At 59.0% G+C, this 15,095-nt stretch carries 15 protein-coding genes; 5 read left to right on the top strand and 10 right to left on the bottom strand.

Annotation, left to right across the window (positions count from 1 at the left end; genetic code table 11):
- Positions 1-529 precede the first annotated feature (529 nt).
- Entirely contained in the window at positions 530-1,225 is a 696-nt protein-coding gene (locus OJ965_RS12325) for a CTP synthase C-terminal region-related (seleno)protein (RefSeq protein WP_046101764.1), read from the top strand.
- Positions 1,226-1,280: 55 nt separating this feature from the next.
- Here the strand turns inward: OJ965_RS12325 and OJ965_RS12320 are convergent, their stop codons facing one another.
- The 10 genes from OJ965_RS12320 to ydgT all read right to left on the bottom strand — a co-directional run bounded on the left by OJ965_RS12320 (position 1,281) and on the right by ydgT (position 9,861).
- Complete coding sequence (locus tag OJ965_RS12320) at positions 1,281-2,012, bottom strand: HPP family protein (protein WP_009090358.1); 732 nt, start codon at positions 2,010-2,012, stop codon at positions 1,281-1,283.
- A gap of 162 nt (positions 2,013-2,174) precedes the next feature.
- Positions 2,175-2,807: an endonuclease III gene (gene nth / locus OJ965_RS12315; protein WP_009090357.1), complete on the bottom strand. Its 633-nt coding sequence runs from the start codon at positions 2,805-2,807 to the stop codon at positions 2,175-2,177.
- On the bottom strand, positions 2,804-3,508 hold the full coding sequence (locus tag OJ965_RS12310; protein ID WP_265136019.1) for an electron transport complex subunit E: 705 nt from the start codon (positions 3,506-3,508) through the stop codon (positions 2,804-2,806). The genes nth and OJ965_RS12310 overlap by 4 nt, the downstream gene beginning before the upstream one ends.
- Complete coding sequence (gene rsxG / locus OJ965_RS12305) at positions 3,501-4,133, bottom strand: electron transport complex subunit RsxG (RefSeq protein WP_058956538.1); 633 nt, start codon at positions 4,131-4,133, stop codon at positions 3,501-3,503. The genes OJ965_RS12310 and rsxG overlap by 8 nt, the downstream gene beginning before the upstream one ends.
- A gap of 3 nt (positions 4,134-4,136) precedes the next feature.
- On the bottom strand, positions 4,137-5,195 hold the full coding sequence (gene rsxD, locus OJ965_RS12300; protein WP_265136014.1) for an electron transport complex subunit RsxD: 1,059 nt from the start codon (positions 5,193-5,195) through the stop codon (positions 4,137-4,139).
- On the bottom strand, positions 5,196-7,817 hold the full coding sequence (gene rsxC, locus OJ965_RS12295; RefSeq protein WP_265136012.1) for an electron transport complex subunit RsxC: 2,622 nt from the start codon (positions 7,815-7,817) through the stop codon (positions 5,196-5,198).
- A complete protein-coding gene (gene rsxB, locus OJ965_RS12290; protein ID WP_009090345.1) occupies positions 7,810-8,388 on the bottom strand; it encodes an electron transport complex subunit RsxB in 579 nt (192 codons plus the stop codon). The genes rsxC and rsxB overlap by 8 nt, the downstream gene beginning before the upstream one ends.
- Entirely contained in the window at positions 8,388-8,969 is a 582-nt protein-coding gene (gene rsxA, locus OJ965_RS12285) for an electron transport complex subunit RsxA (RefSeq protein WP_003853423.1), read from the bottom strand. Before rsxA ends, rsxB begins: the two co-directional genes overlap by 1 nt.
- Positions 8,970-9,092: 123 nt before the next feature.
- Positions 9,093-9,536, bottom strand: coding sequence for a DUF2569 domain-containing protein (locus OJ965_RS12280; RefSeq protein WP_009090340.1), 444 nt, complete (start codon positions 9,534-9,536; stop codon positions 9,093-9,095).
- 109 nt (positions 9,537-9,645) lie between these two features.
- Positions 9,646-9,861, bottom strand: coding sequence for a transcription modulator YdgT (gene ydgT / locus OJ965_RS12275; protein WP_046101771.1), 216 nt, complete (start codon positions 9,859-9,861; stop codon positions 9,646-9,648).
- Positions 9,862-10,547: 686 nt separating this feature from the next.
- Between ydgT and ytfQ the strand changes: the two genes are divergently transcribed.
- The 4 genes from ytfQ to yjfF all read left to right on the top strand — a co-directional run bounded on the left by ytfQ (position 10,548) and on the right by yjfF (position 15,080).
- A complete protein-coding gene (ytfQ, locus tag OJ965_RS12270; protein ID WP_046101772.1) occupies positions 10,548-11,504 on the top strand; it encodes a galactofuranose ABC transporter, galactofuranose-binding protein YtfQ in 957 nt (318 codons plus the stop codon).
- 63 nt (positions 11,505-11,567) lie between these two features.
- Positions 11,568-13,088, top strand: coding sequence for a sugar ABC transporter ATP-binding protein (locus tag OJ965_RS12265; RefSeq protein ID WP_009090337.1), 1,521 nt, complete (start codon positions 11,568-11,570; stop codon positions 13,086-13,088).
- Positions 13,081-14,097 carry a galactofuranose ABC transporter, ATP-binding protein YtfT gene (gene ytfT / locus OJ965_RS12260; protein WP_009090336.1) on the top strand — a complete coding sequence of 339 codons (1,017 nt, stop codon included), beginning with the start codon at positions 13,081-13,083 and terminating at the stop codon, positions 14,095-14,097. Before OJ965_RS12265 ends, ytfT begins: the two co-directional genes overlap by 8 nt.
- A complete protein-coding gene (gene yjfF / locus OJ965_RS12255; RefSeq protein ID WP_265135985.1) occupies positions 14,094-15,080 on the top strand; it encodes a galactofuranose ABC transporter, permease protein YjfF in 987 nt (328 codons plus the stop codon). Before ytfT ends, yjfF begins: the two co-directional genes overlap by 4 nt.
- Positions 15,081-15,095 lie beyond the last annotated feature (15 nt).

Below are 15,095 nucleotides of genomic sequence, written 5' to 3'. Positions count from 1 at the left end.
CGTCATGTGAGTGTTCCATGCGCAAAATTGTTATCAGAAGGGAGGAGCGGCGACTAATTTGGCTGATTACGGGCAGCAGGGCAAGAGTTTTCTGACACCCCGTGTAACCTGATAATGTCAGGTTAAAAATCTTACAATAAACGATGAAGCAGATTTTAATATTGATCTGAAATATCACTTCAGTATAAAAATGCTAAATGAGGGCGGCTTACTGGATGAAATTGATATTAACTGCTAATGGCGCCTTATGCAGATTAAACGTTTGCCGGATGATAATTCAGCAGCACTAACCGGCAGAAGATGGCTATTTCCCAGGCGATCTGCCGAAATTTAAAACGTTAAGCCTGCCGCATTGATGAAAAAGCGTCCGGGTGACGATCCGGAACACAAAACGGCGATTTATTTCAGAAAGTAAAACAAGAAATCGATTGCGCGGGGCTGGCGGGTATGAAAACCCGTATTGCTGAGCGTGCTCGACAGAATATTCACATTCCTGTAGCCTCTCAATTTCCCCTTACAGGAACTCGCTATGTCCTCCTCCCTGCGTTTATCACTGGTCGGTGATTACCGCGCCAGTGCGGTTGCCCATCAGGCTATTCCCCTTGCGATTGAACGTGCCGCCCGTCGGCTGAATATCACTGCGGAAGCAGAATGGATCCCCACTGAACAGCTTAGCGAGGCGCATCTGGCGCAGAGCGATGCTATCTGGGTCGTGCCGGGCAGTCCTTATCATAATGACGCGGGTGTCTTCGACACCATTCGCTGGGCGCGGGAAAGCGGCAAACCTTTCCTCGGTTCCTGCGGCGGATTTCAGTATGCGGTCATCGAATACGCGCGCAATGTGCTGGATTGGCAGGATGCGCGTCACGCCGAAACGGAAACGGGCGGGCGACAGGTGATTACGCCACTGAGTTGTTCGCTGGTGGAGAAGCGCGGCACAGTAAGATTTGAAGCGAACTCCCGTATCGCCCTGGCCTATGGGGCGCTCAGCAGCGATGAAGGCTACCACTGCAACTTTGGCGTCAACCCGGCATTCAGTACCGCACTGGGCGAGAACACGCTGCGCATTACCGCCTGGGACGAGGCGGGTGAGGTGCGCGGCGTAGAGCTGCCCGACCATCCCTTCTTTGTCGCGACGCTGTTTCAGTCAGAGCGCGCCGCCCTGCAGGAGAAGGACGCTCCGCTGGTGGTGGCGTGGATGCAGGCCGCGCTGGCGCAGCGCTGACAGGCATCATCAGGTGACACCGTCACGGATAACCGGGCGGGCGCGATGATAACCGTCAGCGATTCAGCTGGCGGCGCTGCGCGATCTGTTCAGCGCGCAGCAGCAGGGCCTGCAAATCCTCTTCATCGATATCCAGCAGTTCACCGCCCTGCATCGCCTGATGCAGATCGGCGCGGGTCAGCGGCACCGGCATCGCCACCGGCTCAGGTTTACTCTCTGCGGGAGCCAGCGGATGCGGATAGCGGCGACCGGCCAGATTATTAAACAGCAGCGCCAGCAGCGCCAGCGTCAGGGAGTTGAGCAGAACCGGCGTCAGAACAAACTGATAGCCCAGCTGCTGCACCGCAGGTCCGCCCAGAATGGCGGTCAGCGCCACCGCGCCGCCAGGCGGATGCAGGCAGCGCAGCTGAAACATCAGCAGGATCGCCACACAGGCTGCCACGCCGCAGGCGATTGCCGGATCGGGGATCAGCAGGCTGACGGTCACGCCCGCCAGCGCTGACAGGCTGTTGCCGCCGACGATGGCCCACGGCTGCGCCAGCGGACTGGCGGGCACACCAAACAGTAACACGGCCGAGGCGCCGACCGGCGCGACAAACCAGAGGTTCAGCTCACCCAGCATCCAGTGGCTCAGCAGGCTGGTCAGCATCAATCCGCAGCCGGCGCCCAGCGCAGCGAACAGGATATGCTTTTGCGTGACCGCCAGCGGGTGCGGCCAGAGTCGCGCCAGGAACTGGCGCAGAGGATGCCTCGCAGCAGGAGGCCGTTCATTCGTTGCTTTACTCACCGGGTCATAACATTTTCTTATCGTCAGGGGCGGCGATTTTCCATCATCAACAGCGAGGTAACAACCCGACAAACTGTGACGTTATTCAGAACGGCAGGGAGGGCGGTGGCAGAGAGAGACGCAGAGGGCAATCAGACGATAAAAAAAACCCGCCGCAGCGGGTCAGTCCGTTTTTTCAGGATACTCGCAGAGATCCTCAATCAGGCAGGAGCCACAGCGCGGTTTGCGCGCCACGCAGGTGTAGCGGCCGTGCAGAATCAGCCAGTGATGACAATCGACCTTATACGCCGCCGGAACCACTTTCAGCAGCTTCTGTTCGACCTCTTCCACGTTTTTACCGGGAGCAAACCGGGTGCGGTTGCTGACGCGAAAGATATGCGTGTCGACAGCGATGGTTGGCCAGCCAAAGGCGGTGTTGAGCACCACGTTGGCGGTTTTGCGGCCGACGCCCGGCAGCGCTTCCAGCGCCGCGCGATCTTCCGGCACCTCGCCGTTGTGCTGTTCCAGCAGAATGCGGCAGGTCTTGATGACGTTTTCCGCTTTGCTGTTAAACAGGCCGATAGTTTTGATGTAGGACTTCACGCCATCCACTCCCAGCGCCAGCATGGCGGCAGGGGTGTTGGCCACCGGATAGAGTTTCGCGGTGGCTTTATTGACGCTGACATCGGTCGCCTGCGCGGAAAGCAGGACCGCAATCAGCAGTTCAAACGGCGAGCTGAAGTGAAGCTCGGTGGTCGGATGCGGATTATGTTCCTGCAGACGCCGAAGGATCTCGGTGCGTTTCGTCTGATTCACACGGCTTTCCCGGCTGAGCCCTGCGGTGCGGTGCTGGCCGCGGCTTCAGCACGCAGTGCCGCGCGCTGCTTCATCTTCTGATCGATCAGGTATTTGCCCGCCAGCATCATGCCGAGGCCAATAAACGCGCCAGGCGGCAGCATGGCCAGCAGCATCGGCGAATCAAAATGGACCACTTCAATGCGCAGCGATTTTGCCCACGGCCCCAGCAGCTGATCGGCGCCGTTGAACAGGGTGCCGCTGCCGATAATTTCGCGCAGCGAGCCCAGCACCACCATGGCGCAGGTCGCGCCCATGCCGATGGCGAAACCATCGAGCGCCGCCAGCGGAATGCTGCTTTTAGAGGCCACGGCTTCGGCACGGCCCACCACGATGCAGTTGGTCACGATCAGCGGGATAAAGATCCCCAGCGACTGATAGAGTCCATAGGCATAGGCGTTAATCAGCATCTGCACGCAGCTCACCACCGAAGCGATGATCATCACGTAGATCGGGATGCGGATTTCCGAAGGGACCCAGCGGCGCGAGGCGGAAATAAAACTGTTGGTCAGGGTCAGCACCAGCGTGGTCGCCAGCCCCAGACCGAGCGCATTGGTGGCCGTTGCGGTGACCGCCAGCAGCGGACAGAGGCCCAGCAGCTGCACCAGCGCCGAGTTGTTCTTCCACAATCCGCCAACCAGCAGACTTTTAGCTTCACTCATTTGCGTCTCCACATTGCGGTAACGAAGAAAGTTTCTCCGGCAGCGTTTTCATTAACAGCGCGGTGCGTTTGGTCGCATTGACCACCGCGCGTGGGGTAATGGTGGCGCCGGTAAACTGATCGAACTCGCCGCCATCTTTTTTCACAGCAAAGGCCTTATCGCCGGGTCCCTGAACCACTTTGCCGTTAAAGCTGTTGATCCAGTCAGAAATCCGCAGTTCGATCTTGTCGCCCAGACCGGGCGTTTCATGATGTTCAATCACCCGCACGCCCAGTACTTTACCCTGGAAATCGGCACCGACCAGCATCTGTATGGCACCAGAATAGCCGTCAGGCGCGGTGGTCTCCAGTGCGGCAGCCACCGGCCGATCGCCTTTGCGCGCCAGATAGAGGTGATGGGGCGCGCTGTTACCCAGCGCCGGATCGGTGACAACGTAACAATCCTGCTGAATGTTATTGTCATAAAGCGTGGTCGGAACCACCTGATCCAGCAGGTTTTTCTGCTGTAACTGCGTCTGATGTTCGACCGTGGGTTTGGTCACGGTGTTCACCACGGCGGTCGCCGCGGTGGTGATCGCGGCAAACATCGCCAGCGTTACCCCATTTTTGCGAATCGTCTCCAGCATCGCTTAATCCTTCTGATGGCCGTAAACGCGCGGCTGGGTGTAGTAGTCGATAAGCGGCACGCAGATATTCGCCAGCAGCACGGCAAAGGCGACGCCATCGGGATAGCCGCCGAAGCTGCGGATCAGCCAGACCAGCAGGCCAATCAGTGCACCATAGATCAGGCGGCCCCGGTTAGTGGTTGAGGCTGTTACCGGATCGGTCGCAATAAAGAACGCGCCCAGCATGGTGGCACCGGAGAACAGGTGGATCAGCGGGCTGTTGAGCGAGTCCGGTGAGAAGAACCAGCCCAGCGTGGCGCAGATGGCCAGCGACAGCAGCATCGCCGCAGGAATATGCCAGCGGATAGCATTTTTCCACAGCAGGAACAGGCCGCCCGCCAGATAGCCGACGTTGACCCACTGCCAGCCGAGACCCGCCAGCACGCCGCTGTAAATCGGCTGGGCCAGCAGGTGTTCAGCGCTGTGACCCGCGCGTAAGCCGGTTTTAAAGGTATCCAGCGGGGTCGCCTGGCTGATGCCATCCACACCCATCTGCAGCTGCTGCATGGTATCGCCCGCCAGGGTATGCCCGCGGAAAACCATGCTAAGGCTGTCGAGCAGGCTGGGTTTTATCGCCTGAAGGGTATCGGGCGGCAGCCAGCTGGTCATCTGCACCGGGAAGGAGATCAGCAGCACCACATAGCCAACCATTGCCGGATTAAAGGGGTTCTGACCCAGCCCGCCATACAGCTGTTTCGCAATGACCACGGCAAAAAGCGTACCGACGACCACCAGCCACCAGGGCGCCAGCGGCGGCAGGCTGATGCCGATCAGCACGGCGGTCAGCAGCGCTGAGTTATCTGCCAGCGTGCTGGCAACCGGCGCTTTGCGCAGCCGCAGAATCGCCGCTTCGGTCAGCCAGGCGGTGAGCGTCGCCAGTAAAACCTGTAACAGGGTGCCGTAGCCAAAGAAATAACACTGTGCGGCAAAACCGGGCAGCGCAGCCAGCACCACCAGCAGCATGATATTGCCGGTGCTGCGGCGATTGTGGGTGTAAGGAGAACTTGCGATACGAAAAGCCATTTAATCCTCAAGCGTCGTAGACGACTGCGCTTTACGCGCTTTGGCACGGGCGATGGCGGCAGCAATAGCGGCTTTGCGCGCATCATCAGGTTGATTCAGTTCAGGTGCCTGTTCAGGTTCGGCATTCGCATTGTTTGCCTGCTCCTGAGCCTGCTCCGCTTTCTCCACCGCAAAATGCGCGGCGGTCGCCAGCGCGGCGGCGTCGCGTGACGCGGCGTCCGCCTCCTGTTCCGCCTGTGAGGGCTCAGGGGCGCTGTCGGTGGCGGGCGTAGCGGGTTCAGCGTGCTGCGCCTGCGCGGCTTTCTTCGCTTTGGCGCGGGCAATGGCGGCCTGCACGGCGGCCTTACGCGGATCGGTTTCAGCCGGTGCGTCTGCGGCGCTGTCAGTGACAGCCTGCGTGGACGCTTCCGCATTGTCCGCCTGCGCGGCTTTCTTCGCTTTGGCGCGGGCGATGGCGGCCTGCACGGCGGCCTTGCGCGGGTCGGTTTCAGCCGGTGCATCTGCGGCGCTGTCGGTGACAGCCTGCGTGGACGCTTCCGCATTGTCCGCCTGCGCGGCTTTCTTCGCTTTGGCGCGGGCGATGGCGGCCTGCACGGCGGCCTTGCGCGGATCGGTTTCAGCCGGTGCGTCTGCGGCGCTGTCGGTGACAGCCTGCGTGGACGCTTCCGCATTGTCCGCCTGCGCGGCTTTCTTCGCTTTGGCGCGGGCAATGGCAGCCTGTACGGCGGCCTTGCGCGGGTCGGTTTCGGCCGGTGCGTCTGCGGCGCTGTCGGTGACAGCCTGCGTGGACGCTTCCGCATTGTCCGCCTGCGCGGCTTTCTTCGCTTTGGCGCGGGCAATGTCAGCCTGTACGGCGGCCTTGCGCGGGTCGGTTTCGGCCGGTGCATCTGGCGTGGCTTCAGCAGATGGTTGCGTTGTTTCAGCCTCCGGCTGTGCCGCTTTCTTCGCTCTGGCGCGGGCAATCGCCGCTTCCACCGCCGCTTTACGCGGATCGGTGGTCTGACGCGTGACCGGCTGGGTTTCAGCCTGCGCCTCAGCCTGACGCAGACGTGCCTGCGCGTGGCGGGCTTCACGCTGCGCCTCAAGCGTCGCTTCATCCGGCTGGGCAGCCTGACGCGCGTTCACCCGCGCTTTTGCGGCGGCCAGTTCGCCGTTATCCGTACGAGCCACCCGCTGCTTCGCCTCTTCGTGGCGTGCTTCGCGGGCCTGCTTTTCACGCTCCAGTCGCGCCTGACGCGCTTCAAAGCGCGCTTTCGCTTCCAGCGTGCGTTTGGCTTCCAGATCGATGGCGCGCAGTTCCGCTTTTTCCTGCCGGTAATATTGCACCAGCGGGATGTTACTCGGGCAGACATAGGCGCAGGCACCGCACTCAATGCAGTCATCGATATGGTGAGCGCGCGCTTTATCATGATCGCCGCCCTGGCTGAACCAGTAGAGCTGCTGTGGCAGCAGCTTCGCCGGACAGGCATCGGCGCAGGCTGAACAGCGAATGCAGGACTGCTCTTCGTCGTTGTTGCCCATCTCACTGGCAGAAGGCGCCAGAATACAGTTAGTAATCTTCACCACCGGCACATCCAGCGACGGCAGGGTGAAGCCCATCAGCGGACCGCCCATGATCACCATCTGGCGCGGCGCAGGGGTGAATCCCACCTGATGCAGCAGATGACTGATGGGCGTACCCAGTCGGCTCCAGACGTTACGCGGCTGAGTAATCGCCTCACCGGTCAGGGTGACCACGCGTTCGGTAATCGGTTCGCCGTTGATAATGGCGCGCTTCACCGCCCACGCGGTGCCGACATTCTGCATCAGCACGCCGATATCGGTTGAGCGTCCGCCGTGTGGCACTTCCTTGCCGGTCAGGATGCGGGTCAGCTGCTTGGCACCGCCCGAGGGGTATTTGGTCGGGATCACCCGGATTTGCAGATCTCGCTCACTGCCCAGCGCCTGTCTGAGCGCGGCAATCGCTTCGGGTTTATTATCTTCGATGCCGATCAGCACCCGCTCAGCCTGCAGCACCCAGCCGAGAATGCGGCTGCCTTCCAGCACCTCGGCGGCATAATCCTGCATCAGGCGATCGTCCGCGGTGATGTAAGGCTCGCACTCTGCCGCATTGATAATCAGGGTTTTTACCCCGCGCAGGCCGCCTTTCAGTTTCGTGGCGGTCGGGAAGCCCGCGCCACCCAGGCCCGCCACACCCGCATCGTGAATGCGCTGCACAATATCGGCGCGCGGATGCTGGCGATAGTCAGGCAGGGGATCGAGCGGCACCCAGCGATCTTCGCCATCGGGCGTCATAAAGATGCAGAGTTCGGACAGACCGGAAGGATGCGCGGTCATGTGCTGGCCAATCGCATCAATCACCCCGGAGGTGGGCGCATGAACCGGCAGCATACGGCCGGTTCCAAACGTCAGCGGCTGACCGCGCAGCACTTTATCGCCAGGCGCCACGCAGATCTCGCCTTCATGGCCGATATGCTGTTTTAACGGAATAACGAAACGGTCCGGCAGGGGCAGTTCGCTCAGCGGCGTGCCGTTGGACTGGGTTTTCATTTCGGGCGGATGAATGCCGCCCTGAAAATCCCAGACCTTCTCTTTTTTCAGGAAGTTAAACAGATTAAGCATGAGTTTCTACCGGGATCACCCGTACAGGAATGGTATTCAAATCCCACTTCCAGTTAGCTGGCGTGGTGGCAACCGGACGCATTTCGATGCAGTCAGTCGGGCAGGGGGCGACACAGAGATCGCAGCCGGTGCAGACATCGCTCAGCACGGTGTGCATGGCGCGGGTGGCCCCGACAATCGCATCCACCGGACAGGCCTGAATACATTTGGTGCAGCCAATACAGTTGGCTTCATCAATAAAGGCCACGGTGCGCACCGGCTCTTTCGCCGTTTCGTCGCCATCGATGGGCTGCGGTTCAACGTTAAGCAGGGCCGCCAGCTTGAGCATGGTCTGCTCACCGCCCGGCGCGCACTTGTTGATCGCTTCACCGTTGTTACCGACCGCATCGGCATAGGGACGGCAGCCAGGATAGCCGCACTGGCCACACTGGCTCTGCGGCAGAACGGCATCTATCTGCTCAACAATGGGATCTTCTTCCACCTCAAAGCGGCGCGAGGCGTAACCCAGCAGGCCGCCGAACACCAGGCTCAGCGCACTCAGTACAGCAATAGCAATCCAGATCGCGGTCATCAGAATTTCACCAGCCCGCTGAAGCCCATAAAGGCCAGTGCCATCAGGCCCGCGGTAATCAGGGCAATGGAGTTACCTTTAAACGGGGCGGGAACATTGGCCAGCACCAGACGCTCACGCATACCGGCGAACAGCACCATGACCAGCGAGAAGCCGATAGAGGCGCTGAAGCCATAGAGCGCGGCCTGCATAAAGGTGTGGTTGAGGTTGACGCTCAGCAGGGGCACGCCCAGCACCGCACAGTTGGTGGTGATCAGCGGCAGAAAGATCCCCAGCAGACGATAGAGCGACGGGCTGGTTTTACGCACCACCATCTCGGTGAACTGCACAACGACGGCGATCACCAGGATATAGGCCATGGTACGCAGATAGACCAGATCCAGCGGCAGAAGGATCAGATGGTTGACCAGCCAGGCGCAGATCGAGGCCAGCGTGATCACGAAAGTCGTGGCGAGGCCCATGCCAATCGCCGTTTCCAGTTTTTTGGAAACGCCCATAAAAGGACAGAGGCCGAGAAACTTCACTAAAACGAAGTTATTCACCAGCACGGTGCCAACAAAGAGAAGCAGATAATCGGTCATTTTTTCGCCTGGGAGCCAGAAAGCGGCTTATTATCATTGATAGCGCGGCGTATCTCAACACCCGCGCCATCGGCAGAGCGGCAGACCGCACTCAGAATTAAATTCCTGACATAACTCACAGCGTTACGGCGCAATGAAGGTCGCTTTCACCCGTTTTGAACGTTTGAAATAGGGCGCGAAAACCGCCGCGGCCAGCAGCGACAACAGCAGCGTCTGCAGCGCACGGCTGTCGGCAACCGGCGTGAACGCAAAGGTTTTCAGCGCTAACAGCACCGTAATCAGCAGCCAGAGCAGGTAGTGACGTGGCAGGCGATGCGATCGCTTGAAGAACAGCCAGCTGATCCAGAGGCTGTAGGCCCAGACCGCTACGGCCGTGAGCAGGGAAATGGCCCAGTAGGAGAAGAGCGTGCTGCCGTGCGAAAACAGCGCCACACGCCATTCAGCATTGAACAGCGGGGTGAGATACATCGCCAGCACCAGAACGGTGGTTAACAGAGTCATTATCAGCCAGGCCAGCGGCAGCAAAAGCCAGCCGCCAATACGTGGCGCAGCAACCTGTTCATTCATCGGGAGTTATTCCTGTCTCGGAGAGTCGAAGCGCAGCAGGATAACATGTCCGGAAGGGCTCGCCCATCCGGACAGGTCAGGGGGTAAAAGAGCGGTTAACAGCAGAAAGTCAGACCACGTAACGCCACACTGTTTTCGGGACACAGCCGAGATCGTACAGGCGTCCGCCGGAGACCAGCTCAGCACGCCGATGGTCGGCAGCCCGATACATGTTGATGATCTCGATATCATTCGTCAGTGAGTAGTTGAGGTGGTCGAAAAGCTTTTCCAGACTGTCTGAATTATTTACTTTGCGGAATTTAAGCAGGTAATCGTGCGCAGTCATCATTGCCATAACAGATAGAAGTAACAAAGGAGTGCTCAGTATAGGGGGCGGGCCTTGCCTGTCCAGATCGGGCAGGTAAGAAAAGGTGAAAATCAGACTAACGCACCGTAAACGTAATGAAAATTCGTAGTTTTATTTTTTTACCACTGTCCTGAGCCATTATCCCGTCTCTGGCTGCGCGTGAATGTTTCATCCTCAACGGCAGAAGCGGCAAAAAACCGCTTTGCCTGCCACGATAAAAGCCGGTTTTTGCGCTCCCGGCGCGAATCCCCTGTCAGTGGCTTTTTTTCGTGGTTTTTTACTCCAGCATTATCCTGAATCTCTTCGCTGCCGTCAGAGAAACGTTTCGCTCCCGGACGGTGTCAGCAGGCGACTGTGCGGGCAGTCACAAAACCTGTTTTTTGTTGCGGCTCAGCGTCATAACCCGTTTTGTACGCCTGGCTGTAATCGTTTCCAGCGCCATTACACATAAGCGATTCTGTTTATTACAATTATTTAACCGCAAAGTTTTTATTTCTCAGCAGTTCTCTCCATAACGCCACGGCCAGTAACCCCCTCTCGTTACACGTAACTCCTTTAAATTGCTCTGTTTTGTGAGGCGCGTCGCCATTATGCACCCTTTTTTAGTCCAGGCTAAGCGTGCTCTCTACCCTAAACAGCAAACGCCCTTCAGAGGAATGAAAACTATGTGGAAACGTTTACTTCTGACCACGCTGGTCAGCGCCGCATTAACCGGCCCGGTGCTCGCGGCAGACATGACGGTCGGCTTCTCGCAGGTCGGTTCAGAATCTGGCTGGCGCTCGGCGGAAACCAATGTGGCGAAAAGCGAAGCGAAAAAACGCGGCATCACCCTGAAAATCGCCGACGGACAGCAGAAGCAGGAGAATCAGATCAAGGCCGTACGTTCATTCATCGCGCAGGGCGTGGATGCCATCTTCATCGCGCCAGTGGTGCAGACGGGCTGGGAACCGGTGCTGGAAGAAGCCAAAGACGCCAAAATTCCGGTCTATCTGCTGGACCGGGCCATCGTTGTGAAAGACAAGTCGCTTTATCAGGCGGTGGTTACGGCGGATAACGTGCTGGAGGGCAAGCTGATCGGTGACTGGCTGGTGAAAACCGTCGGCGACAAGCAGTGTAACGTGGTGGAGCTGCAGGGCACCGTCGGGGCCAGCGTCGCGATCGATCGCAAAAAAGGCTTTGCTGAAGCGATCAGCAACCATCCAAACATTAAAGTGATCCGTTCTCAGTCCGGTGACTTTACCCGCAGTAAAGGTAAAGAGGTGATGGAGAGCTTCATCAAGGCGGAGAACAACGGCAAGAATATCTGCATGGTCTATGCGCACAACGATGATATGGCGATCGGTGCCATTCAGGCCATTAAAGAGGCGGGTCTGAAACCGGGCAAAGATATCCTGACCGGCTCGATTGACGGGGTGCCGGATATCTACAAAGCGATGCTGGCGGGTGAGGCAAATGCCAACGTGGAGCTGACGCCGAACATGGCTGGCCCGGCGTTTGATGCGCTGGAGAAATTCAAAAAAGATGGCACGCTGCCGCCAAAAGTGATCAAGACCGAGTCGAAACTTTTCCTGCCTGCTGACGCTGAGAAGGAGCTGGAGAGGAAAAAAGGCATGGGCTACTGATCCGCAGACCAGCCGCAGACCGCCCTGTGGGGCGGTTTTTTATGACCAGGCGGAGTGAGCAGAATGACCACGCAAAATGAAGCACCGCTGCTGTCCATCAGCGGCGTCAGCAAAGGGTTTCCCGGCGTCAAAGCACTGAACAACGTCTCCTTTGATATCCGCAAAGGGGAGATCATGGCGCTGCTGGGTGAGAACGGTGCCGGTAAATCGACCCTGATCAAAGTGCTGACCGGCGTCTACAGCCGGGATGCCGGCACCATCGTCCTGAATGGCGAGGCGATTACGCCGCACAACACCGCGCAGGCGCAGGAGATGGGCATTGGCACCGTCTATCAGGAAGTGAATATGCTGCCGAACATGTCGGTGGCGGATAATCTCTATATTGGCCGCGAACCCCGGCGTTTCGGTATGATCGATCGCCGCCGGATGGTGCGTGATGCCGATGCGCTGATGCGCAATTACGGTTTTTCGCTCGATGTCACCCGTCCGCTGGGCCACTATTCGGTGGCGATGCAGCAGATTATCGCGATCTGTCGGGCGGTCGATCTCTCGGCGCAGGTGCTGATCCTGGATGAGCCAACGGCCAGCCTGGACGCCAGCGAGGTGGAGATGCTTTTTACCCTGATGGCGCAGCTGAAAGCCCGCGGGATGAGCCTGATTTTTGTTACCCACTTTCTGGACCAGGTGTACCGCATTACCGATCGGATTACCGTGCTGCGCAACGGGCAGTTTATTGCCACCCGCGACACCGCCACGCTGCCGCAGATTGAGCTGATCAAGCTGATGCTGGGACGCGAACTGCTGGAGACGGCGCTGCAACGGCAGGGCAGTACGCTGCGCAGCAATCAGCCGGTCGTCTCGTTTGAAGATTACGGCAGAAAAGGCACCATTGAACCCTTTAACCTGGCGGTCCGCCCTGGCGAAGTGGTCGGGCTGGCGGGGCTGTTAGGATCCGGACGCACCGAAACCGCTGAAGTGCTGTTTGGCATCCGGCGCGCCGATCGCGGCACGGCGAAGATCAAAGGTAAGGTGCAGCGCATTACCAACCCGGCCAGAGCCTCACAGCTGGGAATGGGTTTTTGCCCGGAGGATCGGAAGACCGACGGGATTATTGGCGCGGCCTCGGTTCGCGAAAACATTATCCTGGCGTTGCAGGCGCAGCGTGGCTGGCTACGCCCGATTAAAAAGCGCGAGCAGCAGGCGATTGCTGATCGTTTCATTAAAAGTCTGGGCATCCGCACACCGCACGCGGAGCAGCCGGTAGAGCTGTTATCGGGCGGCAACCAGCAGAAGGTGCTGCTGTCGCGCTGGCTGGTGACGAAACCGCAGTTTTTGATCCTCGACGAGCCGACGCGCGGCATTGATGTGGGCGCGCACGCCGAGATTATCCGTTTAATCGAATCCCTGTGCGCCGACGGTCTGGCGCTGCTGGTGATCTCCTCTGAACTCGAAGAGCTGGTGGGCTATGCCGATCGGGTGTTGATCATGCGCGATCTGAAGCAGGTGGCAGAAATCCCCCTGGAGCAGCTTTCGGTCGCGTCGATTGTCAATGCCATCGCTGACGGAGGAGTAAAACATGCTTGAGTCTCCTATGACTTCTGAAAAAACGCCGCGTCGCAAGCTGAAGCTGCCGCAGGGGATGCCGCAGATTGCGGCGCTGCTGCTGGTGCTGTTGATTGATAGTCTGGTGGCGAATAACTTTTTTGCCGTGCATCTGCAGGAGGGTCGTCTGTTCGGCAGCCCGATCGATATCCTGAACCGCGCGGCGCCCGTCGCCTTGCTGGCGATTGGTATGACGCTGGTGATCGCAACCGGCGGCATCGATCTTTCCGTGGGTGCGGTGATGGCGATAGCCGGCGCAACCGCCGCGACGCTGACCGTAGCCGGTCACGGGGTGCCGTTTATCATCCTTGCCACATTGGGAACCGGGCTGGCCTGCGGCGTGTGGAACGGGGTGCTCGTGGCGTTGCTGCGCATCCAGCCGTTTGTCGCCACGCTGATCCTGATGGTGGCCGGACGGGGTATCGCCCAGTTGATTACCCAGGGGCAGATTGTGACCTTCGACAGCGACAGTCTGGGCTGGTTTGGCAACGGCGCACTGTGGATGTTGCCGGTGCCGGTCTGGATTACGCTGGTGGTGGCGCTGGCGGTGTGGCTACTGACGCGCAAGACCGCGCTGGGTCTGTTCATCGAAGCGGTCGGGATCAACCTGCGCGCGGCCCGCAATGCCGGGGTGACAGGCTGGCTGGTGGTGATGTCGACCTACGCGATCAGCGGTGTCTGTGCCGCCGTGGCGGGGCTGATTGTGGCGGCCGATATTCGCGGAGCGGATGCGAACAACGCCGGTTTATGGCTGGAGCTGGATGCGATTCTGGCCGTGGTGATCGGCGGAGCCTCGCTGATGGGCGGTCGCTTTAATCTGGTGCTGTCGCTGATTGGGGCGCTGATCATTCAGTCGATGAATACCGGGATTCTGCTCTCCGGTTTCCCGCCTGAGCTGAACCAGGTGGTGAAAGCGGTGGTGGTGATGTGCGTGCTGTTGCTGCAGTCACCGCGATTTATTGCGATGTTGAAACGGAGACGGCCGACATGATCAAACGTCATCTTCCGCTGATGATCACCTTGCTGGTGTTTGTGGCGGGTTACCTGTTTTGCCTGACGCAGTTTCCGGGCTTTGCCTCAACCCGGGTGATTTGCAACATTCTGACCGACAATGCGTTTCTGGGCATTATCGCGGTGGGAATGACCTTCGTGATTTTATCGGGGGGTATCGATCTGTCGGTCGGCGCAGTGATCGCCTTTACCGGCGTATTTCTGGCGCGCGCAATTGGCGATTTTTATCTCAATCCGCTGCTGGCGTTTGCGCTGATTCTGGCGCTGGGGGCGCTGTTTGGTGCCATGATGGGCTGGCTGATCGATGCGCTGAAGATCCCGGCTTTTATTATTACGTTAGCAGGGATGTTTTTCCTGCGCGGATGCAGCTATCTGGTGTCCGAGAATTCGATTCCCATCGATCATCCGTTTTATACGACGCTGTCGGGTCTGGCGTGGAAAATACCGGGCGGCGGGCGGCTGAGTCTGCTGGCGGTGATTATGCTGCTGGTGGTGGTGGGCGGGATTATTCTGGCGCACCGCACCCGCTTTGGTAATCGGGTTTACGCCATCGGCGGCAATCTGACATCGGCGCAGCTGATGGGGGTGTCGACGCGCGCCACCACCATTAAGATCTATATGCTTTCCACCACGCTGGCCACGCTGGCCGGGATTGTGTTTTCAATCTATACCTCAGCAGGCTATGCGCTGGCCGGGCTGGGGGTAGAGCTGGATGCGATCGCGTCGGTAGTGATTGGCGGCACGCTGTTGTCAGGCGGTGTCGGCACGGTGTTAGGCACGCTGTTTGGTGTGTTGATTCAGGGGCTGATTCAGACATGGATAAATTTCGACGGCACGCTGAGTTCCTGGTGGACCAAAATCGCCATCGGGATTCTGCTGTTTGCCTTTATCGCCCTGCAGCGGTTACTGACGGTGATCTGGGATCGTCAGCAGAACGCGCCGGTTAAGCGATTGAGTTCCTGAGATGAGAGGGCGGTT

It is taken from the genome of Pantoea anthophila, assembly GCF_026104315.1.
GTDB lineage: Bacteria > Pseudomonadota > Gammaproteobacteria > Enterobacterales > Enterobacteriaceae > Pantoea > Pantoea anthophila.
Note: the sequence above shows the minus strand (reverse complement) of the source record. Positions and strands in the feature narration are given on the sequence as shown.

Bases quoted from the DNA above. Each gene is read 5' to 3' on its own strand.
- rsxD (WP_265136014.1), bottom strand. From the start codon at position 5,195: ATGGCTTTTCGTATCGCAAGTTCTCCTTACACCCACAATCGCCGCAGC.
- OJ965_RS12265 (WP_009090337.1), top strand. From the start codon at position 11,568: ATGACCACGCAAAATGAAGCACCGCTGCTGTCCATCAGCGGCGTCAGC.
- OJ965_RS12310 (WP_265136019.1), bottom strand. From the start codon at position 3,508: ATGAGTGAAGCTAAAAGTCTGCTGGTTGGCGGATTGTGGAAGAACAAC.
- rsxB (WP_009090345.1), bottom strand. From the start codon at position 8,388: ATGACCGCGATCTGGATTGCTATTGCTGTACTGAGTGCGCTGAGCCTG.
- ytfT (WP_009090336.1), top strand. From the start codon at position 13,081: ATGCTTGAGTCTCCTATGACTTCTGAAAAAACGCCGCGTCGCAAGCTG.
- rsxG (WP_058956538.1), bottom strand. From the start codon at position 4,133: ATGCTGGAGACGATTCGCAAAAATGGGGTAACGCTGGCGATGTTTGCC.
- rsxA (WP_003853423.1), bottom strand. From the start codon at position 8,969: ATGACCGATTATCTGCTTCTCTTTGTTGGCACCGTGCTGGTGAATAAC.
- OJ965_RS12280 (WP_009090340.1), bottom strand. From the start codon at position 9,536: ATGAATGAACAGGTTGCTGCGCCACGTATTGGCGGCTGGCTTTTGCTG.
- ydgT (WP_046101771.1), bottom strand. From the start codon at position 9,861: ATGACTGCGCACGATTACCTGCTTAAATTCCGCAAAGTAAATAATTCA.
- OJ965_RS12325 (WP_046101764.1), top strand. From the start codon at position 530: ATGTCCTCCTCCCTGCGTTTATCACTGGTCGGTGATTACCGCGCCAGT.
- yjfF (WP_265135985.1), top strand. From the start codon at position 14,094: ATGATCAAACGTCATCTTCCGCTGATGATCACCTTGCTGGTGTTTGTG.
- rsxC (WP_265136012.1), bottom strand. From the start codon at position 7,817: ATGCTTAATCTGTTTAACTTCCTGAAAAAAGAGAAGGTCTGGGATTTT.
- ytfQ (WP_046101772.1), top strand. From the start codon at position 10,548: ATGTGGAAACGTTTACTTCTGACCACGCTGGTCAGCGCCGCATTAACC.